A 23,679-nucleotide genomic window follows, 5' to 3' on the forward strand; every position below is an offset into this window, starting at 1 on the left:
GCTGGTGCTGGTCAACGGCTACCGCGTGTCCAACTTCGGCTTCGCACTCAATACCCAGGACACCTTCGTCGACCTCAACGCGTTGCCGATCAGCGCGGTGGAACGCATCGAGGTGCTGAAGGACGGTGCTTCGGCGGTGTATGGTTCCGATGCCATCGCAGGCGTCATCAACATCATCCTGCGCAGGAACTTCCAGGGCGTGGAAGTCGGTGGCGGCTTCGGCACCGCCACCCAGGGCGGCTTGAACGAACGCAAGGCCAACCTGCTGGCCGGCTTCGGCGACCTGGAACAGCAGGGCTGGAACGTGCTGTTCGGGTTGGACCTGCTCAAGCGCGACCGCCTGGATGCCGACCAGCGCGCCTACACCCGCAGCGGCGATTTCCGCGACAAGCCCGGTGGCCGCCTGGCCGGCTGGTCCACCGCCGGTGGCAACTGGCTGTCCAACCCACGCGCGCCGCAGCCGTTCGCCAACTGCCCCGACGGCAGCCAGCTGCGCCCATACAGCGACTTCGGCAGCACCCTGCCTGGCCAGGCCTGCGCCTTCAACGCGCAGCCGTTCAAGACCCTGCAGCCCGGCGCCGAGCGCCTGCAGGCGTCGTTGAGCGCGACCTACCGCTTCAATGACAGCGTCGAGGCATTCGCCGACGTGCTGTACAGCCACAACAAGGCCGACCAGATCTTCAGCGCGCCGCTGACCGTTGGCCCCGGCCTGCGTGCCTATAACCCTGCGACCGGCACGCTGATCGACGTGCCGGCGGTGCTGCCGGTCGGCCACCCGAACAACCCGGGCAGCACGCCGCTGCCATTCGAGTACACCTTCTTCGATATCGGCCCGCGCCTGAAGGACAACACCCAGGTGTTCTACCGTGCCCTGGCCGGCGTGCGTGGCAGTGGCGAGCGCTGGGACTGGGAAGTGGCGGCGCTGACTTCGCAGAGCGCGCAGCGCGAATACGTCGACAACTTCGTCAACCGCTACGCGTTCGAACAGATCCTGCGCGATGGCAGCTACAACTTCCTCAACCCGTCCGCCACGCCGGGCGCGCTGGATGCACTGCGCCTGCAGACCAAGCGCCCGGGCTGGTACAAGCTGCACGCGTTGAACATGAAGGCCTCGACCTCGCTGTGGGAGATGCCGGCCGGTGCGGTCGGCTTCGCCTGGGGTGCCGAGTTCCGCAAGGAATCACTGGACGCGCGCACCAGTGCGCAGGTGCTGTCGGGCACCGAGCTGCGCCCGGCCATCAATGTGGTCAACGGCGAGCGCCAGGTCAGCGCCGCCTATGCCGAACTGAGCGTGCCGCTGCACCGCACCCTGGAGCTGCAGGTGGCCGGACGTGGCGATCACTATGACGACTTCGGCAACGCGTTCTCGCCGAAGGTAGCGCTGCGCTGGCAGCCGCTGGACAGCCTGCTGCTGCGCGGCTCGTTCTCGCGTGGCTTCCGTGCACCGTCGCTGCCGGAGATCGCGCCGGGCCAGACCGTCAGCTATGGCTCGGTGATCGATCCACTGGATCCGCTGCAGCCCGGTGGCAGCCGTGGCGTGACCAACATCCGCACCGGTAACCCGGACCTGAAGGCCGAGCGCTCGCGCAACTTCAACGTGGGCGCGGTGTGGTCGCCCGATGGCGATACCAGCATCGGCCTGGACTGGTACCGCATCGAGCAGGACAACCTGGTCAAGCCGGACAGCGCGCAGTTCATCGTCGACAACCCGACGCTGTTCCCCGGCCGCGTGCAGCGTGATGCACAGGGGCGCATCCAGTTCATCACCAACCAGTACGCCAACCAGGGGGAGCTGACCACCTCGGGCCTGGACCTGGACGCCAACCACACCTTCCGCACCGAGGGCTGGGGCAACTTCACGGTGGCCGGCAGCTGGACCCACCTGCTCAGCTTCAAGCAGCCGCTGGTGGCCGGCCAGGCACCGTACGAGGGAGCCGGCAACAACCGCCACGGCGCACTGCCGCGCACCCGCGGCACCACTTCGTTGAACTGGGCGGTGGGCGACTGGAGCAGCACGCTGAGCCTGCAGTACGTGAGCGGCTATGACCAGCGCGTGGCGACGACGACCAGCAACCCGGGCCTGCGCGACCGCATCAAGCCGTATCACCAGCTGGACCTGTACGTGGCCTACGAAGGCATTCCCAACACCACGCTGTCGCTGTCAGTGCTGAATCTGACCGACAAGGACCCGCCGTTCGATCCGGCAGGTGGCTCCAATGGCTTCGACATCAGCCAGTACAACCTGCGCGGGCAGTTCGTCTCGCTGGGGGCGCGCTACCGGTTCTGATGGGCCACCTGTAGAGCCGAGCATGGGCTCGGCTCTGCGGTGGGTGCGGACCAACGGTCCGCACCCACCGCATCACCGGCTCAGGTGCAGGAACTGCAGGTGCCGTTCGTACTGGCTGATGATGTCGTTGATGATCTGCTTGCGGCTGTACCCTACCAGGTCGTAATCCTGGCTGCCTTCGAACAGGTGCACCTCGGCGCGGTAGTAACGCTGGTTGCGCAGCTGCTGCGCGGCGAACGAAGGGGTCAGGTAGCCGCTGAGGATCACCCGGTACAGGAAGTCCTGCTGTTCGCCGTGGTTGACCGTCAGCTCCATGTCGCCGGCCTCGAAGCGGGTGGATACATCCCAGCCCTGCCCGCGCAGCTGCTCGGCCACCGCCTCCATCGCCGGCTTCACCGTGTCATCCATGAAGCGGTAGACCTGGTCGCGCACCGGGAAGTGCATGGCCTGGCTCAGGCGCTGGCGCCAGCCCTGATGGTGGCGATCGTCGCCGATCAGCGGCGATGGCCGATACTGCAGCGCACGCTTGCGGTGCGACTCGTCACTGAAGGCGCGGGTCAGCCCCCACATCATCAACAACAGGATCGCCGAGAACGGCAGCGATGCCAGCACCACCGCAGATTTCAATGCGTCGATGCTGCCGGCCAGCAACAGGCCCGCGGTCAGCACGGCAATCACGGTGCCCCAGAACACGCGCAACCAGCGCGGGCCGTCGTCCTCGGGTGCGCCGCCATGCGACGACAACGTGGACAACACCACCGCGCCCGAGTCGGCCGAGGTCACGAAGAAGATGAAGCTGACCAGCACTGTCACTGTAATCACCGCGCGGCTCCACGGGTAGCCGTCCAGCAGCGCATACAGCACGGTCGGTGGATCATCCACCGCCAGCTGCGCCAACTGTTGCTGGCCGTGGTGCAGCACCTGGTCCAGCGCGCTGTTGCCGAAGATCGACAGCCAGGCCAGGGTGAAGCCGAGCGGGATCAGCAGCACGCCGAACACGAATTCGCGGATGGTGCGGCCTCGAGAGATGCGCGCGATGAACAGCCCGACAAAGGGCGCCCAGCCGATCCACCAGGCCCAGTAGAACACCGTCCAGCCACCCAGCCATTCGGGGCGGCCGCCGTAGGCATACACATCGAAACTCTTGCCGACCACGCTGCCCAGGTAGTCGCCCAGGTTCTGCATCAGCGTGCTGAACAGGTACTGCGTCGGCCCGGCAAACAGCATGAACAGCACCAGCGTGATCGCCAGCAGCATGTTGATGTTGGCCATCCAGCGTACGCCCTTCTCCACGCCGGAGACGGCCACGGCCACCGCCGCGCCCATCATGCTGACCACCAGGATGATCTGCACCAGGTTGGAGTGCGGGATGTTGAACAGGTGCGCCAGCCCGGCGTTGAGGTGCAGCACGCCGAAACCCATGTCGGCGCCGATGCCGAACACGGTGGCGACGATGCCCAGCGCGTCCACGGTGTAGCCGATCGGGCCGTTGATGCGCTTGCCGATCAGCGGGTACAGCGCCGAGCGCAGCGCCAGCGGCAGGTTGTGGCGGTAGGCGAAGTAGGCCATCGCCATCGCCGCCAGCGCGAACACGCCCCAGCCATGCAGGCCCCAATGCAGGAACAGCAGCTGCATGGCCTGGCGCGCGCCGGCCTCGCCCGCGGCCGGATCGCCCTGCGGCGGCTGCAGGTAGTGGGTCAGCGGTTCGGAAACACAGAAGAAGAACAGGGTGATGCTGATGCCGGCGGCGAACAGCATGCCTGCCCAGGAGAGGTAGCTGAACTCCGGTTCGTCATGGTCGGCGCCGAGCTTGATGCCACCGTATTTGGACAGCGCCACGCCGACCACGAACACCAGGTACAGGGTCATCGCCAGCAGGTAGTACCAGCCGACATTCAGTGCAGCCCAGTCCTGTGCCTTCAGCAGAAGGCGGCCCGCACCGAGCGGGAACAGGCTGACGAACAGCGCGAACGCCACGACAACGATCGCCGCGAAAGCGAACACAGGCCGAAGGGTGCGCACCGGGGATTGTTGCGGCTCCAGTACATCCATGGGGCGGCGTTCTCCGGTAGATCAAGGAATTAGCCGACCGAGTCTGGCTGAACCGCAGTGGACAGAGCATGAAGTTGTGGCCTGCGGTCACAGGTCCGCTCCACCATTCCGTGTTATCACGCGCGCGGGCCGGGGCCAGAACACATCCGGCGCCCCCGCTCCACGCGTAGGACGGATGTGACGTGATCCGTTGCAGAGAAGCCGGCAGTTTCGGCCCGACCGGCACAACCGGCTCAGGCCAGAGCGCGGCGCAGGATGAGCACGCTGTCGCCCAGACCCCTTGCGCGGCGGCCAGCGAAGCGGCACAGCGCCGGCAGGAACCACAGGCGGCGCACCGCACCACGTAACAGCTGCTGGACGTCAGGCCCGGTCTGCCGCAGGCACTGGCCGATCACGGCGACCAGTGCGCCGGCGGGCAGCCCCGCATGGCGGACACTCCCACTGACGAACAGCAGCCAGTCGCGCGCCTGCGCTTCGGCCAGCACCATCACCTGCAGGGGATCTTCTTCCAGGTCGAGGAAGCGTACGCAGCCCGCCACATCCACCGTGATGTTGCGCGCCACAGGCTGGCCGACACAGCAGCCAGCCCAGTGCACGCGCAGCAGTTCGTTGGCAGCAATCCGCATCAGGTGCTCGGCTTCGGCGGGCCCGCAACGGCGCAGGCGCTGCGCCAGACTCGGACCACCATCCTCCAGCAGCAGGGCGGTTTCACCATGGCCCAGCACGCGGGGCACCGGCACCCCATGTGCAGCCAGCTCGCGCAGCCGCCGGCGCTCCAGCTGGCAGGCCTGTTCGGCCTTCAATCGTGGTGGGGGCCGCAGGCAGCGCAGGCCGAGCAGGCGCACGCCCAGGTCCAGCGCGGCCAACGCCAACCAGCGCCGCTCGCCATCATGCTGCTTCAGCCAAGTCCGTCGACCTGCGATCTGCAAGGGTTCGACCATCTTCAGTCTCCCTGCCCTGCACGGGCCAGTCCTGCACCAGCGGCCATCGTGCTCACGTACTGCCTGCATCGCATGCAGGGCCTGTGCTGCTTGTGTAGCCACCGGTAAAGCCTGTGCACGCTTCAGTACTCCACGCGCCAGCTGAGCTGCAGCAGGTCCAGCCCCGGGTTGGGCTTCTTGATGCTTGCATTGGAGTAATGCGAGTAGCGCAGCGATACGCTGTGGCGTTCGGCTACCTGCAGCCCGATCCCCAGGTGATCACCGAACTGGAAGGCGGTACTGATGCGACGACCGCCAACACGGGTGGTATCGAACACGGTCGGGCCGACCCCAGCTTCGATGAACAGATGTGCGTTCGGCCACCAGCGCAGCATCGGGATGGCACTGGCCTGCCAGGCGTGCTGACGCTGCGGATCGCTGGCCTGCCACCGCGCAAAGCCCAGCTCCATCGCCAGCTGCAGTTGCCGCCCCGACGCCAGCTCGCGTTGCCAAAGCGGGCCACTGTCCCAGATCACGCCTGCCCGCTGGTAGTCGCCACGGCCATGGCCCAGCTGCAGGCCTATCGAAGGGCTGGTTTCTGCCGCCGCCGACAGGACCGGCAACAGGGCCAGCGTAGCAATCCAGGACAGGCCGCACCGCTGCAGCAGGACGGCTCGGGGAACAGGGAAGACAGACAGAATCACGCGACAACTCCAGGCGGGAGCCGCACGCCACCCTCACGCCGGCAGGAACCGGCGCGTCACAGGACGTGGGCTGGGGATGACGTGAAGGCAGGCGCGTCCACGAAAGCGTCCGTCACCCGCAAACGCACAGATGACCGCTTCGACATACAGCCTGGGTCACGCCCCCGCCTCGATCCTCGTTACGCGGTATCCGCTATGTAACGGATTGTCAGCGCAGCGCCGGGATCGGCCAGCGAACCACGAACGACGCACCGCCCAAGGCGCTGTCCTCCACCCGCACACTGCCGCGATGGCAGGCCACGATGCGGGCGACCATCGCAAGCCCAAGGCCCACACCACCGGTAGTGCGCTGGCGGCTGAGATCAAGCCGGGTAAAGGGCTGGAACACCCGCTCGCGATCGGCCGCGGCAATGCCGGGACCGTCGTCGCAGACACGTAGCTGCCAGTGATCGTCCTGCTGCTGCAGCTGCAGGACGATCCGCGAATGCGCATGGCCCAGTGCGTTGCGCAGCAGGTTGAGCGTGGCCCGCCCCATGTAGTGCGGGTGCAGCTGCACCTGTGCCGGCGCGCCATCTGCTACTTCGCACTGGATGCCGCTGCCTTGCGCATCGCGACTGATCGTACGCAATTGTTCATGCAGCCAGTCGCGGGCATCGACCGGCTCCTGCTGCAGCCGGCTGCCTACGTGCTCCAGCCGCGCCTCGAACAGCAGCTCGCCGACCAGCTCATCGAGCCCTTGCAGGTCCTCGCGCATCTCCTGCTGCAGTTGCCTGCGCGCCTCCGCATCTTCCTCAACAGCCAGCAGACCCAGCTCGAACTGCAGGCGCGCGATCGGTGTCCGCAGTTCATGCGAGACATCGTTGGTCAACTCGCGCTGACGTGCGACCAGACCGGCGATGCGTTCGCCCATCTGGTTGAACTGACGGGCCAGCGGCGCCACGCTGGAGCGAGGTGAGATCGGCGCACGGGCATCGAGGTCGCCCTCGCCCATACGCTTGCTGGCCGCTGCCAGCCGCTGCAGGTCGCGCCAGGTTGGCCATGCCCACGCCATCAGGAACGCAGCCGACACCGAGACCATGAGCAACACCGCCAGCGCGATGGTGGTCGGGTCCAGCGGCGGTGAACTCGGCAGCCTCAGATGCAGCCACTGTGCTGGCGCAGCGGCGTGCCCGGGCAGCAGCCGATAGAAATCCTGCTGGTCGTTGCGGGCGAGGATGCCGTACTCAAGCAGCACCTGCTGCTCCTCCGCGCGCGGCTGCACCGCATCGGACGCCAGCAGCTCCAGCGCCGGCCCATAGTGCGGTGCCAGACGTTGCAGTTCGGCCGAGCGATCGGCAGCGCTGCGATCCTGCAGCAGTTCGCCCAGGGTAAACAGGGGGCCGCGCACCGCATCGCGGTAGTAGACGTCAGCATCGTCGCTGAATCGCTCCTGCAGCAGCAGCGGCACTGTCCAAAGCGCCACGCCGAAACCAATGCTGGCGAGCAGCAGCAGCCGCAGGAAGAAGCGCAGCACGTCAGGCCCCAGCCGGCAGGAACAGATAGCCCTGACCGCGCACGGTCTTGATCCTGGCCGGATCGCGTGGATCGTCCTGCAGCTTGCGCCGCAGCTTGCTTACGCACATGTCGACGCTTCGATCCAGCCCGTTGAAGTCGATGCCGCGCACGCTGTTGAGGAGATCGTCACGGCTGAGGACTTCGCCACTGCGGCTGGCCAGCGTCCACAGCATCTCGAACTCGCCTGTGGTCAGCTCCAGGCGACGGTCGCCCAGCTGCACCCTGCGGCTACGACGGTCGATGTCCAGCGTATCGAAGCGCAACCGCTGCTCGTTGGGCTGGCGCTGCGCCGGGCGGCGCAGCAGCGCGCGCAGGCGTGCCAGCAGCACCGGTGGCTCCACCGGTTTGATCACATAATCATCGGCGCCGGACTCCAGGCCCAGCACATGGTCCAGCGCGTTGTCGCGCGCGGTCAGCATCAGCACCGGTACATTGCAGAAGTCGCGGAGATCGCGGCAGACCTGCAGGCCATCCCGGCCCGGCAGCATCAGGTCCAGCACCACCACCTCCGGTTGAATCGCCTGCACGGCCGCGCAGGCCTGGCTGCCGTCGTGCACGCAGTGCACGTGATAGCCGTGGGGTTGCAGGTAACGGCCGATCAGTCCGGCCAGCTTCAGATCGTCTTCCACAAGCAGCAATCGGGTCATCGAGTTCCGTCTCATCCGGCGCACGCCTTTCGTTGGCGGGCGCGGCCGATTGTACCCACCGGCGGAAAGGCCGCATCGGTCGGAAGTCCCGGGTCGTAGCCTGCGTTGTGTTCAGGTCATCACATGCACCGCGCACAGCTTGTTGCCATCCGGGTCGCGCAGGTACGCCAGGAACAGCTGGCGCCCGGCCATGCTGCGGATGCCAGCCGGGTCTTCGATGGCCGTGCCGCCATGGGCCACGCCCGCGTCCTGCCAGCCACGCACGGCCTCGGCACTGTCGAGGGTGAAACCAATGGTGCCGCCGTTGGCATGGCATGCCGGCTGCCCATCGATGGGCGCAGTGACGATGAACATGCGGCCATCCTTGAAGTACACCAGCCTGCCCTTGTCATCGAAGACGCCGGGACGTGCGCCCAACGCGGTGAACAGGGCATCGTAGAAGCGATGCGCGACGTCCATGTCGTTCGTTCCAACGGTGATGTGGCTGAACATGCGGGCACTCCCTGTGGAAAACCGCAGTGTCGGCGAGCACGCCGGGCATCGCAAATCCGGCGACCTCCGCCGCTGCGGCATGCGCAGGATTTGTCGTGCACCGCCCGATCATTCTATAATGGGAATCATTCTCATTCATGACCCATGCCGATGGCCGTGCCCGCCGCCTCCAGCACCGCGCTGGCGGGGTTCTACCGCGAACACCATGGCTGGCTGCTGGGCTGGCTGCGCCGCCGCACCCACAACGCCGACTGCGCCGCCGACCTGACCCAGGACACCTTCCTGCGCCTGCTCAGCCGGCGCGTCGATCCGTCCGAACTGCGCCTGCCGCGCGCCTATCTCAGCACCATCGCGCACGCCCTGCTGGTCAACCACTGGCAGCGCGCGGACCTGGAGCGCGCCTATCTGACCGCGCTGGCCGCACAACCGGAGCCGGTGCATCCCTCTGCGGAGGAGCGCACGCAGGCGCTGCAGCTCCTGCATGCCATCGCTGACATGCTGTCCGGCCTGGCCGAGCGGCCACGGCGTGCCTTCCTGCTGGCCCGGCTGTCCGGACTGGGCTATGCGGAGATCGGCCAACAGCTGGGCGTGTCCGAGCGCATGGTCAAGAAGTACATGGCGCAGGCGATGCTGCATTGCCTGCGCCTGTCCGGCGACGCCCCCGAATGAGCACGGCATTGGCCAACCCGGCGCTGGAGCAGGCGGCAGAGTGGTTCGCGCTGCGCCAACAGGGCTGGAGCGACGACGACCAGCAACACTGGCGTGCGTGGCTGCAGGCCGATGCTGGTAACGTCGATGCCTGGCGCCGGGTCGAGGCTGTCTGGCAATCGTTCGCTCCCCTGTCGGCACCGGCGGCCGCAACCGCATTTGATGCTGCGCGCCTTCGCCGGCGGCGGGCGCTGCGCAGCATCGGTGGCGCGCTCGGCATCGGTGCGGTCTCGCTTCTCGGCCTGCACGGGCTGCAGGCGCAGCGCCACCTGCAGACGCAACGCACCGCTGGCGGGCGCACCGGTCATTGGACGCTGGCCGATGGCAGCCAGTTGTGGCTCAACGCCGGCAGCGAAGTGACCGTCGACATCGGCAACGGCAACCGCGCCCTGCATCTGCTGCGCGGCGAACTGCTGCTGCAGACCGGCCACCACCCAGCATTCACCGGGTTGCCCCTGAGCGTGCATGTACCCGGCGCGCGCCTGCAGCCGATCGGCACCCGCTTCGCGGTCGGCCGCGAAGCCCAGGACAGCCGGTTGGACGTGTTCGAGGGCGTGGTGCGGTGCCTGCCGATGTTCGGCGCGGCGCTGGATGTGCCTGCGGGAAGTGCGCTGCAGATCGGACCGATGGGGGGACTCACAACGGTCGCTGCCGATCCCCTGCGCGGCGACTGGCAGGACGGACGCCTGCAGGTGCAGGACACGCAGCTGATCCGGGTGATCGACGAACTGGCCCGTCACCATCGGGGCTATCTGGGCTGTGATCCGGCACTGTCCGCATTGAATGTCACCGCGGTATTGCCGCGCCTGGACAGCCTGCAGGCCCTGAAACTGCTGGCGCGCGCCCTGCCGATCCGCATCGAGCAGCGCTGGCCATGGTGGACCGTTGTGCGTCCGATCTGAAATGGCGGTTCCCTTTCTGCGCGCTCGGCGGGCCCTACAAGGGAACCCATTGCGGATGTCGCCGCCCCCATGAAACTACCCTGCCCCTCCCCTCGCCCGCTTGCCATCGCACTGTGCCTGGCCCTGGCGACGCCGTGCCTGTTGCCGGCCGCCGCCCACGCACAGGATGCTGCCGCTGCCGTTCGCTGGCAGATCCCGGCCGGTCCGCTCGACCAGGCCTTGACCGCGTTCGGCCAGCAGTCCGGCCTGTCCATCGCTGCCGATGCGCGCCTGACCCGCGGCCGGCACAGCGGTGGCGTGCAGGCCTCGCTCAACACCGAGGCCGCGCTTGCACAGCTCCTCGCCGGCACCGGCCTTTCGTTCCAGCGTGATGCCAGCGGCGTGGTGCTGCAGGCCGCCCCCGCCACCGACGCTGGCGTGCGCCAGATCGGCACCCTGCGTGTGGCCGGCCAGGCCAGCGAAGGTGCTTCGCCGTGGGGGCTGGCCGATGCCGACGCCGTCTACCGCGACAGCGGCTCGCGCGTGCACCTGGACCACCAGCAGCTGGAGCGGTTCCGCGGCCAGTCGATCGGTGATGTGCTGGCCGGTGCGGTCGGCGTGCACACCGCTGACGTGCGCAACGGCGGTGCCCTGGACGTCAACATCCGTGGCCTGCAGGGCCAGAACCGGGTGCCGGTGATCATCGACGGCGGCCAACAGGCCATCGATGTCTATCGCGGCTATGCCGGCGTGCAGCAGCGCAGCTACCTGGACCCGGACCTGATCAGTGCGATCAGCATCGAGAAGGGGCCGAGCCTTGCCGCCAATGCCGCCAGCGCGATCGGTGGCGTGGTCTACATGGAAACGCTGAAGGCCGAGGACATCCTCGACGACGACCAGGACTGGGGGCTGCGCGTGCGTGGCGGCGTGGCCGACAACAGCATCGACCGCACCCGTACCTTCAAGCAGATCGCGCGTGGCAGCGACAACCGCAACAGCCTGCGCGACCCGCGCGATTGGAACGGCAGCGTGGCCTTCGCCCAGCGCAGCGAGGACTGGCAGCTGGTCGCGGCCTACGCACGGCGCCGCCAGGGCAACTACTTCGCCGGCAGCAATGGCGCCCACCGCTACGACGACCAGCATCTGTCCAGCGGCGGTACCGGCATGTCCAGCCAGGCCGTTTCCAAGCTGTACCACCCGGGCGATGAAGTCCTGAACACCCACACCGACAACGAATCGGCGCTGCTGAAATTCACCTGGACGCCCAACCCCGACCAGCGGCTTGAGCTGAGCCACCGCTACTTCAACTCCAGCTTCGGCGAGATCATGCCATCGGCGATCGGCCGCGTGGGCGAGTCCAACGAATGGGTGACCTACGTGGACAAGGCCAACACCATGTTCCAGTTCGAGCCCGGGAAAATGCGGCTCAACGCCACCTCGCTGCGCCATCGTTACCGCCCCGAGGCGCACCCGTGGCTGGACCTGAGCAGCACGCTGTGGTTCACCACCGCCACCAGCCGCATGTTCAACAGCAACATCGCCAACACGCCGCTGTTCAAGGACGTGCCCAACGATCAGATGCCCGACACGCTGGGCGAGACCTACGGCCCGGGCCTGCAGTCGGACGTGAAGACCCGGCGTTGGGGCCTGGACAGCAGCAACACGACCCGCTTCAGCAGCGATCTCGGCGACTGGACGCTGCGCTATGGCGCGTCCTTCCAGCACGAAGACACCGCACCCAACTCGCCGGTGCTGCCGGTGGACTACAACAACAACCGCTACCTGCGCTCGGGCACGCGCCGCGAAGCCAGCGTGGTGGCGTCGCTGCAATGGCAGCCGTGGGACTGGCTGTCGCTGACCGCTGGCGGCCGCTTCATCGACTACCGCACCCGCGACCGCAACCGCGTCGCCTTCGTCAGTGAATCGCGCGACCTGCGCTACACCTTCGCGCGCCTGAGCAAGGGCGGCCAGCTGCTGCCGGGCTGGTACAAGGAGTGGTACCCGGATGCACAGGGCAACTACACCTACGACTCGCTGCGGGCCACGCCCTACGGCGACCGCACGCTGGGCCAGAGCTACGACTTCGATGGCTTCATTCCCGACCCGCGCGGCGCGAACGGTTTCTACACCAAGCAGATTCCTACCGCGTGGGGCTACAAGCCGGCGATCCGGCGTTCCGGCCACGGCTTCGCACCCTATGCCGAGGCCCGCTTCAACCTCGACGAGGACATGTTCTTCTACGTGAAGTACGCACAGGGCTGGAAGATGCCCAGCCTGTTCGAATCGACGCTGGGCAACAGCACCTCGGCGCCGGTGGCCGACCTGAAGCCGGAAAAGAACCGCTCCTGGGACATCGGCTTCAGCCTGCTGAAGCAGGACCTGTGGCGCGACGGCGACCGCCTCGCGTTCAAGGTGGCCTGGTTCAAGAACGATATCGACAACGCGATCACCCGCCGCTTCGACTCCAGCAACTGGGCGTTCTACGTCGACAATGTCGACAACTACACGGTGTCCGGCTACGAGCTGCAGTCCGGCTATGACGCCGGCATCGCCTACCTGGACCTGTCGGCCAGCTACTACCAGCGCGCGCGCACCTGCGATGCGGCCACCGCCAAGCGCCTGCGCGAAGACCCGTATGCGAAGTGGAGCAAGCTGGACACCACGCCGGACTGCGTGGACGGCGGCTTCGGCACCTCGTTCGTCAACGCGCAGAACCCGCCCAAGTACTCGATCCACAGCACGCTGGGCTTCCGCCTGTTCGACAAGCGGCTGGATACCGGCATCCGCCGCACCTACAACAGCGGCCCCACCCATGAACTGGACAAGCCCTGGAACACCACCGGCTCGACCGGCCTGCAGAACATCTACCTGCCCACCGCGATCTATGACTTCTATGCGCGCTGGCAGTTCACCCCGAAGGCCGAAGTGGAACTGGTAGTCAGCAACCTGCGCAACACCTACTACATGGACACGCTGGCGATGAGCCTGATGCCGGGCCCGGGCCGCACCACGCGACTGAACTTCACCGCACGTTTCTAACTGCGGCAGAAACAGCAAGGCCCCGGGGAAATCATCCCCGGGGCGCTTGCCTGCGGCGACTCAGCACTGGCAGATGCCAACCTTGGTTGGCACGGCGACGCGTTACTTCGCGGTACTCAGCAGCAGTACCGCGACGGTCACCAATGCGATGCCGACCCAGCCGATCGGGCGCAGTCGGTTACCGAACAGCAGGCGGCCGCAGGTGGCGGTACCGATCACGCCGATCGCACCCCACATCGCATACGCGGTGGCCAGGTCCATGTAGCGCACGGCCTGGCCCAGCAGGGCGAAGGCGATCCAGACCATGACGATCGCACCAACGCCCCAGCGCCAGCGGCGGAAGCCCTCCGACTTTGCCACCATCATGTTGGCGGCAACGTCGATCAGCGCCGAACAGATCACGAAAAACAATGCCAGGGTGTTCATCAGTGCGCCTCCCCGAGGGTGACGCAGACGATGCCGACAACCGCCAGCACCAGGCCGGCCAGCTGCTGCAGCGACAGGCTCTCGCCGAACACGGTGAGGCCGACCACGGTCAGCAGGGTCAGGCCCAGTCCTTCCCACACCGCGTAGGCCACGCCCACGGCGATGCGGCGCACCGACTGCGCCAGGAAGAAGTAGGACAGCGCCAGCGCGCCGGCCATGATCAGATAACCGGTCCAGCCGCCATCGCGGGCGGCATGGGCCATGAACGAGGTGCCGACCACTTCGGCGACGATCGCCACGGCCAGATAGGCCCAGGCGACCAGCGCGCCACGGGCGGGAACAGTATGGGACATGTGAAACTCCTTGCAGGACGGGGACCACGCCGCCTCATCAATAGATCCACGGCATGCGTGGAGGGCCCGGAACGCCCCGCAGACAGGGGCGACGGCGACCAGTATCATCGGCTTTTACGGTGGGATCAAAATGGATTCCATCGATAGTAGCGATGGATCAATGCCCTACTCCCCTGAATCCCTGCAGGCCTTCGTGGAAGCCGCGGCGCTGGGCTCGTTCTCGGCCGCCGCGCGACGGCTGCGCAAGACCCAGTCGACGGTCAGCACCGCCATTGCCCACCTGGAGGCCGACCTGGGCGTGCGCCTGTTCAATCGCAGCGGGCGCTATCCGCAGCTGACCGAGGCCGGGCGCCAGGTGCTGGGCCACGCGCAGGAGATCCTGGCCGCCGATGCCCGCCTGCAGCAGTTGAGCGTGCGCCTGGCGGCGCCGGTCGAGCCGCGCCTGACCGTGGTGTTCTCCGACGTCTACCAGCTCGATCCAGCGCAGCGGATCCTGCAGCGCTTCGCCGAGGCGTTCCCGGAGATCGAACTGGAGTGGCTGGATGCCGAGGGCGAGGACGTGCTGGAGCTGGTCGGCAGTGGTCGTGCCGGGCTGGGCCTGCTGCCCAGGCAGGAGCGCTATCCCGATGGACTGGTGGCGCGGCCGCTGGCGCACCACAGCGAACTGTCGGTGTACGTGGCGCGCGAACACCCGCTGGCCAGCGCCGGCCGTCGCGCCGCCGCACAACTGGCGCGGCATCGGCAGGTGCGCCTGAGCGCGGAGGTCGATCAATCCCGCGTGGTCACCGGCCTGGCCTGGACCGCCACCGACTACCTGATGGTGATGGAGATGGCCGAGGACGGCATCGGCTGGGCCGAGCTGCCGCGGGCGCTGGTGCAGCGCTATGACCGTGGGCGACTGGTGGAACTGGTGCTGCCCGGCTGGCCGAGGCGCATCCACAGCGACCTGCTGTGGCGCCGCGACACCCCGCCCGGACCGGCCGCCCTGTGGTGGGCCGACGCATTGGGATGAACCGAAAAAGGGGACGGAGGGGATTAAGTCGTTTGTGGCACAAACGACTTAATCCCCTCCGTCCCCTTTTACGTGTCAGCGGTGGGCGAGCGCGTATTCCAGCGCCGAGCACACCGCAGCCACCTGCGCGTCGTTGCACTGCTGCGGGGTCGCCCGCGGGCTGTCCGGGTAGACCTCGGTGGTGGTGGTGTACTTCGCGCCGGTGATGCCGGCGCACAGGCCCAGCTTCACCAGCGGGTACTCGATCACGCCATGGGCCACCACCGGCGAACCGATGATCTCGCCCTTGTCGTCGGCGGGGGCGATGTGGGTGACCTTCTCCACCGCAGCGATCACCGCCTGCTGGAAGGCCGCCTGCGGGGCCTCGCTGTCATCCACCAGATAGAAGCCATCGGGAATCAGGCCCGGCTCGAACGGCTTGCCGTCGCGCGCCGCCAGCGCCGGGCGGAACTCGCTCTCGTCGCTGTCGGTGGTTTCGTGCAGATCGATGTGCAGCACGAACTGGCCCTTGTACGGCGCGATCAGTTCGATGACGGCGGTCGATTCACGCGCCGGGCCATCGCTGCGGAAATTGCGGTTCGGATCGATCGCATCGAAGTTCCAGCGGTTGATGCGCTCGAATCCCCACGGGTTCACGCACGGCGCCACCAGCAGGTTGGCCTTGCCGGCATAGTCGGCGGCGTGCTTCTCGAGGAACTCCAGCGCGCCCATCACGCCGCTGGTTTCGTAGCCGTGCACACCGCCGGTGACCAGCGCGGCCGGCAGTGCCGGGTTCCAGTCGCGGCTGCGCAGGGCGAACAGGGTGTAGGTCTCGCCAGCGTAGTCGAGCTGGCCATAAGCCACCTTGTCGAAGCGCGAGGCCAGCACCTCGATGCGGGGCAGCACCTCCTCGTCGTAGCGACGCAGGCGCTGCTGGCGGCCACGCCACGCCTCCCGTTCCGCCGCTCCCCACGGCTGGCCAGGGGTTCCGACGGGGTAGAAAGCGGCTTGGGACATGGCGGATCTCAGCGAGTCAGGAAGCAATCGCCCACTCTACCACCGGGGGAACAGCGTGAACTGGCGACGCATTCCATTGGCGAATGGAATCAGCAATAATTCTCATTTACCACCTTCCACAGCCCGCACCGATGCCCATCCCTGCCCTGCAACCGGCCCGCCTGCCGCTGGCCGCCGCCCTTGCCCTGTGCCTGCTCCCGACCGCCGCCGCCTTCGCCCAGGACGGCGCCACCACGCTGGACAGCATCCAGGTCTCCGGCAGCTGGCTGGGCACCGGCCTGCATGACAGCGTCAAGAGCTTCGCCGGCGCACGCACCGTGGTCGACCGCCAGCGCATCGAGGCCAGCGGCGCGGCCAGCATCGGTGATGCCATGCGCCGCATCCCCGGCGTGCAGGTCACCGACAACTCCGGCACCGCCGGCAGCTCGGTGTCACTGAACATCGGCGTGCGCGGCCTGACCGGGCGCTACTCGCCGCGCTCGACGGTACTGCTGGACGGCGTGCCGCTGGCGGTCGCGCCGTATGGCCAGCCGCAGCTGTCGTTCGCGCCGACCAGCCTGTCCAACATCGAATCGATCGACGTGGTGCGCGGCGGCGGCGCGGTGCGCTACGGGCCGCAGAACGTCGGTGGCATCATCAACTTCAGCACCCGCGCCATCCCGACCGGCGCGGGCCTGCACGGCGAAGCGGGCGTGCGCTACACCGCCTACGACCATGGCGGCGGTGACAGCACCCAGTACAACGCCTTCCTTGGCGGCACCGGCGACAATGGGCTGGGTGTCGCCCTGCTGTACTCCGGCCAGGACGGGCGTGGCTGGCGCCAGGGCAGCGATGACCGCTTCAACGATCTCGCGCTGAAGTTCGCCTACGCCATCGACGAACAGCAGGAGCTGCGTGCCAAGCTGTCATACTACGACGTGCGCTCGCTGACCCCGGGCGGCCTGACCCGTGCGCAGTACGAGGCCGATCCGTTCCAGAACACCCGCCCCACCGATTTCTGGAAGGGCCACCGCACCGGCATCGACCTGGGCTACACCAACACGCTGTCGGCCAACAGCGAGTTCGAGGTGCTGGCCTATTACAACGAAAGCAGCCGTGCCAGCTCGCTGATCAATGCCGCCAATACCCAGCTGACCGTACAGCCGCGTGACTACCGCGTGCTCGGCATCGAGCCGCGCTACACCCAGCGCCTGCACTGGGGCGCCAGCGTGCACGACATCACCGCCGGCTATCGTTTCCTGCGCGAGCGCGGCAACGACCGCAGCTACACCGTCACCCGTCGTACCGGCGTGGCCAGTGCCACCAACCGCTTCGACAACGCCACCGACGCCCACGCGTTCTACATCGACGACCGCATTGCGATCGGCCAGTGGCGGATCACCCCGGGCGCGCGCATGGAATGGATCGACATGGACCGCCGCCAGGCCGGTGGCACGGCGACCTTCAGCAGCCGCAACGACAAGGCCCTGCCCTCGCTCAACATCGCCTACCTGCTGACCCCGCAGCTGACCGTGTTCGGCAACTACACCACCTCGTTCGGGCCGGTGCAGAACATCCAGCTGAACTCGCAGACCGCCAGCAATCCGCTGAACCCGGAAATCGCCAAGACCACCGAACTCGGTGCGCGCTGGCAGGACGGTGCACTGCGCGCGGAAGTGACCGTGTTCAAGATGCGCTTCGACAACCAGATCCTGCAGGTGCCGGGCATCACCCCGCCGACCTTCCAGAACATCGGCGCCACCGACCACAAGGGCGTGGAGAGCGCGCTGGAGTACCACTTTTCCGAGGACGGTGCGCTGGCCGGGTTGGAGCTGTACGCCAACTACACCTGGACCAAGGCGATCCAGCAGTCGGGCGACAACCGTGGCCTGGACGTGCCCTTCTACTCGCGCGACACCGACAGCGTCGGCGCCCGCTACGCGCTGGCCGGCTGGACCTTCAATGTCTCCAGCACCCACCAGAGCGGCCAGTACTCCGATGCCGCCAACACCTGGGCCGAGAGCGCCGATGCGCGCGTAGGCCGCGTGCCGGGCGTGCGCCTGTGGAATGCACAGGTGGCCTGGCAGGTGCCGGGACTGGGCGACAGCGAGATCGCACTGGGCGTGAACAACCTGGCCGACAAGCGCTGGTACACCCGCAACGTCGATGGCAACGCCGGCCGCATGGTGGCCGCGCCGCGCACCTTCTACGTGCAGGGCCGCTACCGCTTCTGACGCCGTAACCGCCCGATGCAGTGACGGTGGCGATCACGGTGGCGGCGTATCATGCCGCCACCATGTCACTGCCTGTTTCGCCATCGCGCCTGCATTCGGCCTTCCAGGGCCTGCGCCTGCGGCTGCGCGGCAGTGATCTGTGGTTCATCGCGCTTGCCCTGCTGGTCGGCCTGATCGCCGGCTACCTGACCCTGCTGCAGTCCGGCATCGCACGCTGGCTGCAGGGCACCCTGTACGGGCTGGATGAAGGCATGCGCCTCAGCTCCCTGCCCTCCCTGACCTGGACCGCGCTGCTGGTGCTGCCACTGGGCGGCCTGCTGGTCGGGCTGGTCAGCCTGGCCGCGACCCGGCGCAAACGCCCCCTGCTCGATGCGGTGGAAGCCAATGCCCTGCATGGCGGCCGCATGTCGATGCGCGACAACCTGATCGTGCTGACCCAGACCCTGCTGTCCAATGGCTGCGGCGCCTCGGTCGGGCTGGAGGCTTCGTATACGCAGATGGGCGCCGGCAGCGGTTCCCAGCTGGGCCGGGTGATGCGCCTGCGCCGCAACGATGTGCGTATCCTGGTCGGCGCCGGTGCCGCCGGCGCCATCGCCGCCGCCTTCGGTGCGCCCCTGGCCGGTGCGTTCTACGCCTTCGAGATCGTCATCGGCGCCTACACCCCGGCCGCACTGGCGCCGGTGGCGGTGGCTGCACTGGCCGGCGCGTTCGTGGCCGACCAGGCCGGCATCGAGGCCTACCTGCTGCCGGCCGCCTCGACGATTGATGTCCGCGCCGCCGACTACGCCATCTACGGCCTGCTCGGCTGCTGCTGCGCGATGGTCGGCATCGCGGTGATGCGGCTGATCGCCTCGATCGAGGGCACGGTCAAGCGCAGCCGGTTGCCGCTGTGGGGCCGCCCGGTGGTCGGCGGCCTGCTGCTGATTCCACTGGCCCTGGCCAGCCCGCAGGTGCTGTCGTCCGGCCATGGCGCGCTGCACCTGGACCTCACTACGCACCTGCCGCTGATCTGGATCGGCGGCCTGTTGACTCTCAAGTGCCTGGCCTCGGGCATCTCGCTGGGCTTCGGCTTCCGTGGCGGCCTGTTCTTCGCCTCGCTGTTCATGGGCACCCTGGTCGGCGCGTTGTTCGCCGGGCTGCTGGCGATGGCCACCGGCGTGCCGGTGATCGACGCCACCTCGGCCGCACTGGCCGGCATGGCAGCGCTGGCCGCGGCGGTGGTCGGCGCGCCGATGACCATGGCCATGCTGGTGCTGGAAGGCACCCACGACTTCCTGCTGACCAGCGTAGTGATGAGCGCGGTGCTGGTGTCCAGCACGCTGGTGCGGCAGTGGTTCGGCTATTCGTTCTCGACCTGGCGCATGCACCTGCGTGGCGAGACCATCAAGAGCGCACGCGACGTGGGCTGGGTGCAGAACCTCAATGCCGGGCGGATGATGCGCAAGGGCGTGGCCACCGCACCGGCCGATCTCGATGCCGCCGCGTTCCGCCAACGCTTTCCGCTGGGCTCGGGCAGCCGGGTGATCCTGATCGACAGCGAAGGCCATTACGCTGGCATCGTGCAGATTCCACGGGTCTACGGCGATGGCGTGAAGCCGGAAACCCTGATCGGCGAACTGGCAGAGAACCGTGACGTCTCGCTGGCACCGTCCTCCGACGTGGTCAGCGTGATGCAGCGCTTCGACCAGACCCAGGCCGACGAACTGGCGGTGGTGGCTGCCGACGGCCAGGTAATGGGCGTGGTCTCCGAGGCCTTCGTCCGCAAGCGCTACGCCGAAGAACTGGACAAGCGCCAGCGCGAACTGATGGGCGAGCGCGTCGAGGACACCGACTGATCCCGAAAAAGGGGACGGAGGGGATTAAGTCGTTTGTGGCCCATCCGGGTATCCACGCATGGCATGGATCCACCGTCACATGACCGGGGTAGACTCCGGCCATGCGCTTCATTGAAACCTTCCAGGCCGGCCCCTTCGCCGACACCGTGGTGAGCCTGCTGGCCGCCTTCGTGCTGGGCACGCTGATCGGCGCCGAGCGTCAGTACCGGCAGCGCACCGCCGGCCTGCGCACCAACGTGCTGGTGGCCGTGGGCGCGGCTGCCTTCGTCGACCTGGGCATGCGCATCGCCGGCAGCGCCGAAGCCGTGCGGGTGATCTCCTACGTGGTCTCCGGCGTCGGCTTCCTCGGCGCCGGCGTGATCATGAAGGAAGGCATGAACGTGCGCGGCCTGAACACCGCCGCCACCCTGTGGTGCTCGGCGGCGGTCGGCAGCTGCACCGGCGCGGACATGCTGGCCGAGGGCGTGCTGCTGACGGTCTTGATCATCGCCGGCAATACCCTGCTGCGCCCCCTGGTGAATGCGATCAACCGCATTCCGATCAATGAGGCCGCCACCGAGGCCACCTACGAGGTGCGCCTGAGCGTGGATGCCGACGCCGTGCCGCGGGTGCGCGAGCGCCTGGTCGATGCGCTGGAAGCCGCGCAGTACCCGGTCGGTGATGTGCAGCTGGTCGAGCATGCCGACGCACCCACCGATGTGATCGCGGTGCTGGTCAGTACCGCCGTGAGTGCTGATGAGCTGGACGTGGTGCTGGCGCGGATGGAGCACGTGCCGGGCGTGCTGCACGCCACCTGGGAAGTCAGTACCCGCGATTGATTCCTCCACGCAGGGCGTGGATCTACCGAGGTCGTGGTGCAGTAGATCCATGCCATGCGTGGATGCCCGTCTCTCACCCACCCGCCATGCGCTGCTGTGCCCGCAACAGTTTTCGGAACGAGCCGCACTTCCGGGCATCCTCTGCCTGCGGGCAGGCCGCCGCACGTTGCAGGTGCCGGCGTACACGTTGCAGATGGGTGATCTGCCGCCGCAGCACATCGGCCTGCGCCAGCAAGGCCTCGCGGTCCAGCGGGATGCACCCACGCTGCGGCGGCAGCGACGCCCCGATCTGCTGCAGCGACAGCCCGGCTGCCTGGCCGAGACCGATCAGTGCCAGCCGTTCCAGCACCTGCTCGTCGTACTGCCGGCGCAGGCCACGACGGCCCAGTGCCTGCAACAGCCCCAGCTGTTCGTAGTAACGCAGGGTCGAGGCCGGCACGCCGCTGCGCCGCACCACCTCGCCGATATCCAGTTCATGCACGGGCTTGACCTCAAGTGACCTTCAAGCGCCAACCTATGGGCAACTACCCACTGAGGCAAGGCCATGGCCAGCACATCCCCCGTTGATCAGAACGCCCTGTGGAACGGCCCTGGTGGCCAGGTCTGGGTTGCGCAGCAAGCCATTCTCGACGGCCTGTTCCAGCCGATGGCCGACCTGCTGGTGGCCGAACTTCCAGATACCGTCACGCAACTGCTCGACATCGGCTGCGGTACCGGCGCCAGCCTGCTGGCCGCCGCCGCAGCGCGCCCAGCGGCACATTGCACCGGCCTGGACATCTCCGCGCCGATGCTGGCGCTGGCCCGCCAGCGCGGCGAGGCGGCAGGACTGGACGCAGACTTCATCGTCGCCGATGCGCAACGGCATCCGCTGCCAACCGCACACTTCGACTGGGTCCAATCTCGTTTGGGCGTGATGTTCTTCGAGGATACCGAGACCGCCTTCGCCAACCTGCACCGCGCCGCGCGGCCGGGTGCCGGCCTGCGTTTGATCGCCTGGCGCAGCGCAGCGGAGAACCGGTTCATGACGACGGCCGAGCGCGCCATTGGCGATGAACTCGATCTACCCCCACGCGCGCCAGGAGCACCCGGCCAGTTTGCCTTTGCCGATGGCCAGCGCGTGCAGCGCCTGCTGCAGGCCGCCGGTTGGACGGATGTGGAGATGGTTGCGGTGAACCTGCCGTGCTCGATCGCCCGCGATGAGCTGCCAACCTACGTTGGCCAGCTGGGCCCTTTGGGCCTGGCGCTGCGCAACCTGCCCGAAGACCGGGCCACCTCGCTCCGGAACAAGGCAGTCGCGGCATTCACCCCGTTCATCGAGGGCGACCGTGTGCGCGTGGACGCAGCCTGCTGGCTGGTACGCGCCCTCGCCTGATGCAAAAAGGGGACGGAGGGGATTAAGTCGTTCTTGCCCCGGCTGTGCCGGAAACGACTTAATCCCCTCCGTCCCCTTTTTTCTTCTACAGCGCCTCGCCGGCGTCGGCCAGGCGCGATTCGATCAGGGCATACCACTGCTGCAACACGTCGATGAGCATGTCCAGCTCGGCGTCGGTGCGCTGTGCGCGGCCGCTGCGCAGGCAGGCCTGGGCTTCCTGCAGCTGGGCCAGGAACCCGGCCACGGTATCGGCCTGCAGGATCAACCCTGGCAGGCGCCGCCCGGGAATGCGCACCACGGCATGGTTGCCGAGCTGGCCATACACACTCAGTGTGGCTTCCGTCTTCATGGAAAGAGGCAGGAATTGGGCATTCATCGCGTGCACCATGGAGAAAACCTGAGCCGCCGGCAGGCGTGGTCGACGGGGGAGACGTAACCACGTCCTGCCGGCGGTCAGGGGGGACTCGGAATACCGGGACACTTCCCCGGCGTGGAACTGTCAGCGCGGCTGGGCCATCCCGGCGATCTGCACGCGCCGGTTCGGTGCCAGGCACGCGATCAGCTCGCGACGGTTGCGCTGCTCGCACTGCACGATCGGCTCGGCTGCGCCCCGCCCTTCGGCGCTGATGCTGGCCGCAGGCACCCCACCCTGCACCAGCGCGCTGCGCACGGCCTCGGCACGTCGCTGCGACAGGGTCTGGTTGTAGCTGGCACTGCCGATACGGTCGGTGTACCCGGTCACCCGGATCGACTGCACCTGACTGGCCTCGCGCACCTGCGCCAGCACGCCCTGCACCGCCTGCTGGCCTTCGGCGCTGAGCACCGCGCTGTCGAAGCCGAACAGCGCGTCGGCCGACAGGCGCAGCGGCTGCTCCGGCAACGGTGCCGGTGCCGGCGGCGCCGGTGGCCGTGGCGGTTCGATCACCGCCGCGCACGATTCCGGCTTCCAGTAGCCCCCCTGGGCGATGCCCTTGCTGTCGAAGCGCACCTGGAACTGGCAGGTGAAGTACTCCGCGCCCTGCGCGGTGCGGAAGTTGAACAGGTAGTTCCACTCCCGCACGCCCCACATGCCTTCGTTGAAGTGCGGCGTTCCCAGCAAGGTATACAGCTGCCGCTTGCTCATGCCCGGCGCGAAGCGGCGCAGGTCGGCGACGTCGGGATAGATGCCTTCCTTCAACGAGGCCTTCGAGGCCTCCGGGAACTGCACGGCGGTGGTTTCGGCAGGGCCGTCGGCGGCCGGCGCATGGCTGCGGCAGGCGGCCAACAGGCCCATTCCCAGGATCAGGCCCAGCACTGCGACCATCTGGCCGGTGCGGGCGATGCGATGCTGTTTCATGTCATTCCCCCTTTGGACGTTTCCGCGATGCCGG

21 protein-coding genes are annotated in these 23,679 nt (G+C 67.6%); 9 read left to right on the forward strand and 12 right to left on the reverse strand.

The genetic code is table 11. The features are described 5' to 3' along the window. Positions 1-4: 4 nt before the first annotated feature. The gene (locus AC5P57_RS17175) at positions 5-2,287 is read left to right on the forward strand and encodes a TonB-dependent receptor (protein WP_495219678.1); all 2,283 of its coding nucleotides are present in this window, start codon (positions 5-7) and stop codon (positions 2,285-2,287) included. A 72-nt stretch (positions 2,288-2,359) separates the two neighbouring features. Here AC5P57_RS17175 and betT read toward each other — a convergent pair whose 3' ends face one another. The 6 genes from betT to AC5P57_RS17205 all read right to left on the reverse strand — a co-directional run bounded on the left by betT (position 2,360) and on the right by AC5P57_RS17205 (position 8,656). Beyond that, positions 2,360-4,339, reverse strand: a complete 1,980-nt coding sequence (betT, locus tag AC5P57_RS17180) for a choline BCCT transporter BetT (RefSeq protein WP_099553326.1) — start codon at positions 4,337-4,339, stop codon at positions 2,360-2,362. Positions 4,340-4,572: 233 nt separating this feature from the next. Then, the gene (locus AC5P57_RS17185; protein WP_142806176.1) at positions 4,573-5,280 is read right to left on the reverse strand and encodes a phosphotransferase; all 708 of its coding nucleotides are present in this window, start codon (positions 5,278-5,280) and stop codon (positions 4,573-4,575) included. 122 nt (positions 5,281-5,402) lie between these two features. Then, positions 5,403-5,963: an acyloxyacyl hydrolase gene (locus AC5P57_RS17190; protein WP_164136350.1), complete on the reverse strand. Its 561-nt coding sequence runs from the start codon at positions 5,961-5,963 to the stop codon at positions 5,403-5,405. Between the two features lie 208 nt (positions 5,964-6,171). Further along, positions 6,172-7,476, reverse strand: coding sequence for an ATP-binding protein (locus tag AC5P57_RS17195; RefSeq protein ID WP_164136351.1), 1,305 nt, complete (start codon positions 7,474-7,476; stop codon positions 6,172-6,174). A gap of 1 nt (position 7,477) precedes the next feature. Next, complete coding sequence (locus tag AC5P57_RS17200; RefSeq protein WP_315974199.1) at positions 7,478-8,164, reverse strand: winged helix-turn-helix domain-containing protein; 687 nt, start codon at positions 8,162-8,164, stop codon at positions 7,478-7,480. Positions 8,165-8,275: 111 nt separating this feature from the next. Beyond that, complete coding sequence (locus AC5P57_RS17205) at positions 8,276-8,656, reverse strand: VOC family protein (protein ID WP_099553317.1); 381 nt, start codon at positions 8,654-8,656, stop codon at positions 8,276-8,278. A 150-nt stretch (positions 8,657-8,806) separates the two neighbouring features. Here AC5P57_RS17205 and AC5P57_RS17210 point away from each other — a divergent pair, with 150 nt between their 5' ends. The 3 genes from AC5P57_RS17210 (at position 8,807) to AC5P57_RS17220 (ending at position 13,284) form a co-directional block, all read left to right on the forward strand. Further along, positions 8,807-9,325, forward strand: a complete 519-nt coding sequence (locus tag AC5P57_RS17210) for a sigma-70 family RNA polymerase sigma factor (RefSeq protein ID WP_099553315.1) — start codon at positions 8,807-8,809, stop codon at positions 9,323-9,325. Beyond that, positions 9,322-10,266 carry a FecR family protein gene (locus tag AC5P57_RS17215; RefSeq protein WP_262234984.1) on the forward strand — a complete coding sequence of 315 codons (945 nt, stop codon included), beginning with the start codon at positions 9,322-9,324 and terminating at the stop codon, positions 10,264-10,266. Before AC5P57_RS17210 ends, AC5P57_RS17215 begins: the two co-directional genes overlap by 4 nt. Positions 10,267-10,335: 69 nt before the next feature. Next, on the forward strand, positions 10,336-13,284 hold the full coding sequence (locus AC5P57_RS17220) for a TonB-dependent receptor (protein ID WP_262234983.1): 2,949 nt from the start codon (positions 10,336-10,338) through the stop codon (positions 13,282-13,284). Positions 13,285-13,386: 102 nt separating this feature from the next. Here the strand turns inward: AC5P57_RS17220 and AC5P57_RS17225 are convergent, their stop codons facing one another. Continuing rightward, positions 13,387-13,710: a DMT family transporter gene (locus AC5P57_RS17225; RefSeq protein ID WP_005409978.1), complete on the reverse strand. Its 324-nt coding sequence runs from the start codon at positions 13,708-13,710 to the stop codon at positions 13,387-13,389. Beyond that, positions 13,710-14,063: an SMR family transporter gene (locus AC5P57_RS17230; RefSeq protein ID WP_262234982.1), complete on the reverse strand. Its 354-nt coding sequence runs from the start codon at positions 14,061-14,063 to the stop codon at positions 13,710-13,712. Before AC5P57_RS17230 ends, AC5P57_RS17225 begins: the two co-directional genes overlap by 1 nt. A 160-nt stretch (positions 14,064-14,223) precedes the next feature. Here AC5P57_RS17230 and AC5P57_RS17235 point away from each other — a divergent pair, with 160 nt between their 5' ends. After that, positions 14,224-15,075: a LysR family transcriptional regulator gene (locus AC5P57_RS17235; RefSeq protein ID WP_262234981.1), complete on the forward strand. Its 852-nt coding sequence runs from the start codon at positions 14,224-14,226 to the stop codon at positions 15,073-15,075. A 75-nt stretch (positions 15,076-15,150) separates the two neighbouring features. On the opposite strand, the gene AC5P57_RS17240 is transcribed toward AC5P57_RS17235, so the two are convergent. Beyond that, positions 15,151-16,071 (reverse strand): M14 family metallopeptidase, encoded by a 921-nt coding sequence (locus AC5P57_RS17240; protein ID WP_262234980.1) that lies wholly within the window; start codon positions 16,069-16,071, stop codon positions 15,151-15,153. A gap of 131 nt (positions 16,072-16,202) precedes the next feature. Between AC5P57_RS17240 and AC5P57_RS17245 the strand changes: the two genes are divergently transcribed. The 3 genes from AC5P57_RS17245 to AC5P57_RS17255 all read left to right on the forward strand — a co-directional run bounded on the left by AC5P57_RS17245 (position 16,203) and on the right by AC5P57_RS17255 (position 20,937). Next, entirely contained in the window at positions 16,203-18,284 is a 2,082-nt protein-coding gene (locus AC5P57_RS17245) for a TonB-dependent receptor family protein (protein WP_495219680.1), read from the forward strand. 62 nt (positions 18,285-18,346) lie between these two features. Beyond that, positions 18,347-20,119 (forward strand): chloride channel protein, encoded by a 1,773-nt coding sequence (locus AC5P57_RS17250; RefSeq protein WP_239503731.1) that lies wholly within the window; start codon positions 18,347-18,349, stop codon positions 20,117-20,119. A gap of 101 nt (positions 20,120-20,220) precedes the next feature. Further along, the gene (locus AC5P57_RS17255; RefSeq protein WP_099553298.1) at positions 20,221-20,937 is read left to right on the forward strand and encodes an MgtC/SapB family protein; all 717 of its coding nucleotides are present in this window, start codon (positions 20,221-20,223) and stop codon (positions 20,935-20,937) included. Between the two features lie 73 nt (positions 20,938-21,010). Here AC5P57_RS17255 and AC5P57_RS17260 read toward each other — a convergent pair whose 3' ends face one another. Beyond that, a complete protein-coding gene (locus AC5P57_RS17260; protein ID WP_099553296.1) occupies positions 21,011-21,418 on the reverse strand; it encodes a MerR family transcriptional regulator in 408 nt (135 codons plus the stop codon). Positions 21,419-21,481: 63 nt separating this feature from the next. Between AC5P57_RS17260 and AC5P57_RS17265 the strand changes: the two genes are divergently transcribed. Further along, complete coding sequence (locus AC5P57_RS17265) at positions 21,482-22,309, forward strand: class I SAM-dependent methyltransferase (RefSeq protein ID WP_099553294.1); 828 nt, start codon at positions 21,482-21,484, stop codon at positions 22,307-22,309. A gap of 85 nt (positions 22,310-22,394) precedes the next feature. On the opposite strand, the gene AC5P57_RS17270 is transcribed toward AC5P57_RS17265, so the two are convergent. Continuing rightward, the gene (locus AC5P57_RS17270; protein WP_014037513.1) at positions 22,395-22,685 is read right to left on the reverse strand and encodes a DUF6959 family protein; all 291 of its coding nucleotides are present in this window, start codon (positions 22,683-22,685) and stop codon (positions 22,395-22,397) included. 123 nt (positions 22,686-22,808) lie between these two features. Then, entirely contained in the window at positions 22,809-23,645 is an 837-nt protein-coding gene (locus AC5P57_RS17275) for an OmpA family protein (protein ID WP_099553292.1), read from the reverse strand. Between the last annotated feature and the right edge of the window lie 34 nt (positions 23,646-23,679).

Source organism: Stenotrophomonas sp. YJH_SMC_79 (assembly GCF_059367995.1).

Coding starts and splice junctions, on each gene's coding strand:
- betT (WP_099553326.1), bottom strand. CDS start 4,339: ATGGATGTACTGGAGCCGCAACAATCCCCGGTGCGCACCCTTCGGCCT.
- AC5P57_RS17185 (WP_142806176.1), bottom strand. CDS start 5,280: ATGGTCGAACCCTTGCAGATCGCAGGTCGACGGACTTGGCTGAAGCAG.
- AC5P57_RS17200 (WP_315974199.1), bottom strand. CDS start 8,164: ATGACCCGATTGCTGCTTGTGGAAGACGATCTGAAGCTGGCCGGACTG.
- AC5P57_RS17205 (WP_099553317.1), bottom strand. CDS start 8,656: ATGTTCAGCCACATCACCGTTGGAACGAACGACATGGACGTCGCGCAT.
- AC5P57_RS17210 (WP_099553315.1), top strand. CDS start 8,807: ATGGCCGTGCCCGCCGCCTCCAGCACCGCGCTGGCGGGGTTCTACCGC.
- AC5P57_RS17215 (WP_262234984.1), top strand. CDS start 9,322: ATGAGCACGGCATTGGCCAACCCGGCGCTGGAGCAGGCGGCAGAGTGG.
- AC5P57_RS17220 (WP_262234983.1), top strand. CDS start 10,336: ATGAAACTACCCTGCCCCTCCCCTCGCCCGCTTGCCATCGCACTGTGC.
- AC5P57_RS17225 (WP_005409978.1), bottom strand. CDS start 13,710: ATGAACACCCTGGCATTGTTTTTCGTGATCTGTTCGGCGCTGATCGAC.
- AC5P57_RS17230 (WP_262234982.1), bottom strand. CDS start 14,063: ATGTCCCATACTGTTCCCGCCCGTGGCGCGCTGGTCGCCTGGGCCTAT.
- AC5P57_RS17235 (WP_262234981.1), top strand. CDS start 14,224: ATGCCCTACTCCCCTGAATCCCTGCAGGCCTTCGTGGAAGCCGCGGCG.
- AC5P57_RS17240 (WP_262234980.1), bottom strand. CDS start 16,071: ATGTCCCAAGCCGCTTTCTACCCCGTCGGAACCCCTGGCCAGCCGTGG.
- AC5P57_RS17245 (WP_495219680.1), top strand. CDS start 16,203: ATGCCCATCCCTGCCCTGCAACCGGCCCGCCTGCCGCTGGCCGCCGCC.
- AC5P57_RS17250 (WP_239503731.1), top strand. CDS start 18,347: ATGTCACTGCCTGTTTCGCCATCGCGCCTGCATTCGGCCTTCCAGGGC.
- AC5P57_RS17255 (WP_099553298.1), top strand. CDS start 20,221: ATGCGCTTCATTGAAACCTTCCAGGCCGGCCCCTTCGCCGACACCGTG.
- AC5P57_RS17265 (WP_099553294.1), top strand. CDS start 21,482: ATGGCCAGCACATCCCCCGTTGATCAGAACGCCCTGTGGAACGGCCCT.
- AC5P57_RS17270 (WP_014037513.1), bottom strand. CDS start 22,685: ATGAATGCCCAATTCCTGCCTCTTTCCATGAAGACGGAAGCCACACTG.
- AC5P57_RS17275 (WP_099553292.1), bottom strand. CDS start 23,645: ATGAAACAGCATCGCATCGCCCGCACCGGCCAGATGGTCGCAGTGCTG.